Raw genomic sequence first — 2039 nt, 5'->3', positions numbered from 1 at the left:
GTGCAGCGCATCGCGCCGCTGCTCGACTGGCTGCGCGGCGTGTTCGAGAAGCCGACGCTGAAGGCCGCCGACCAGGTGCTGCAGCTGTCGCGCTTCGACCTCGGCACGCTCGATGCGCTGGCGGTCGGCGCACGCGTGGTCGCGCCGCCGAGCCTCGATGCGCTGATCCGCGAGCTGCGCGGCCTGGGGAATGGCAAGAATGGCAGCGGGCTGCCGCCGGTGCAGCCGTCGCCCGAGGTGCGTGCGACGCTGCGCCACTACCAGCTCGACGGGCTGGCCTGGATGGATTTCCTGCGCCGTGCGCGGCTGGGTGGCGTGCTCGCCGACGACATGGGGCTGGGCAAGACGCTGCAGACGCTCGCGCTGCTGCAGGGCGAGCTCGATGCCGGCCGGCTCGACAAGCCGTCGCTCGTCGTCGTGCCGACCAGCCTGGTCGACAACTGGCACACCGAGGCGCAGCGCTTCACGCCGCAGCTGAAGACGCTGGTGCTGCACGGCGCGCGGCGCATGCAGCACTTCGAGCGCCTCGGCCAGGCCCACCTGGTGATCACCAGCTACCCGCTGGCGGTGCGCGACATCGACGTGCTGGCCGCGCAGGACTGGCACTACGTCGTGCTCGACGAGGCGCAGCGCATCAAGAACAGCCGCAGCCAGGCCGCACTCGCGTTGAAGGGGCTGCGCGCGCAGCACCGGCTGTGCCTGAGCGGCACGCCGCTCGAGAACCACCTCGGCGAGCTGTGGAGCCTGATGGATTTCGTCTGCCCGGGGCTGCTCGGCAGCGAGCTGCAGTTCCGCGAGCGCTACCGCCAGCCGATCGAGAAGCGGCAGGATCACCTGCAGGCCCAGCACCTCGCGCGGCGCGTGCGGCCGTTCATCCTGCGCCGCACCAAGCAGCAGGTGGCGCAGGAGCTGCCGGCCAAGACCGAGACGCTGCTGCGCGTGGAGCTGTCCGGCGCACAGGCCGACCTGTACGAGACGGTGCGCGCGACGATGGACGAGAAGCTGCGCGACGCGATCGAGAAGCAGGGCCTCGCGCGCAGCCAGATCATGGTGCTGGATGCCTTGCTGAAGCTGCGCCAGGTGTGCTGCGACCCGCGGCTGCTGAAGGGCGAGGCGCGCGATGCGCAGGCGGCCGCCGGCAAGGCCGCGCCGTCGGCCAAGCTGGAGCTGCTGCTCGACCTGCTGCCCACGCTGGTGGAAGACGGCCGGCGCGTGCTGCTGTTCTCGCAGTTCACCGAGATGCTGGCGCTGATCGAGACCGAGCTCGTGCGGCTGAAGCTGCCCTACCTGATCCTCACCGGCGAGACCGACGACCGGGCCGGGCTGGTCGCGCAGTTCCAGCAGGGCGATGTGCCGCTGTTCCTGATCAGCCTGAAGGCCGGTGGCGTCGGGCTGAACCTGACCGCGGCCGACACCGTGATCCTGTACGACCCGTGGTGGAACCCGGCGGTCGAGCAGCAGGCGATCGACCGCGCCTACCGGATCGGGCAGGACAAGCCGGTGTTCGTCTACAAGCTGCTGGCCAGCGGCACGGTCGAGGACAAGATGATCGAGCTGCAGGCCCGCAAGGYGGGGCTCGCGGACCTGCTGCTGAAGGGCGTGGCGAGCGACGCGGCGTTGAATGCGGAAGACTTCGACGACCTGTTCAAGCCGCTGTCCGATGGCGCGCCGAAGGAGGGCGACTGAATGCTGACCGTCCACAACCCGGTGCATCACCTGCATGCCGGGCGCCAGGAGATGTACCGCGGCCGGCTGGTGCCGTGCCACGAGGTGCCCGACCGGCTCGACCACGTGCTGGCCGAGTTGAAGCGGCGCCGGCTGGGTGAACTGCGCGAGCCGGGCGAGGTGTCGATGGACGTGCTGCGGCACATCCACAACGGGCGTTACCTCGATTTCCTCGCGCACGCGTGGGACGACTGGGTCGCGCTCGATCCGGCGAATGCGCAGGTCGATGCACTGCCGTCGGTGTGGCCGGTGCGGGGCTTCCGCGACGACGTGCTGCCCGACAACTTCGCGGCGCGCATGGGGCTGTTCTCGTT

Annotated in this window: 1 protein-coding gene and 1 pseudogene; both read left to right on the top strand. The window is 70.2% G+C overall.

Annotated elements, in window-relative coordinates:
- Positions 1 to 1686: DEAD/DEAH box helicase (locus AC1D1T_RS32165; RefSeq protein WP_477993412.1), on the top strand; the 1686-nt coding region annotated here is incomplete at its 5' end.
- Positions 1687 to 2039 (top strand): annotated as a pseudogene (locus tag AC1D1T_RS32160) (histone deacetylase family protein); the annotation flags it as partial.

This window comes from Rhizobacter sp. P2_H3, assembly GCF_056403355.1.
Note: the sequence above shows the minus strand (reverse complement) of the source record. Positions and strands in the feature narration are given on the sequence as shown.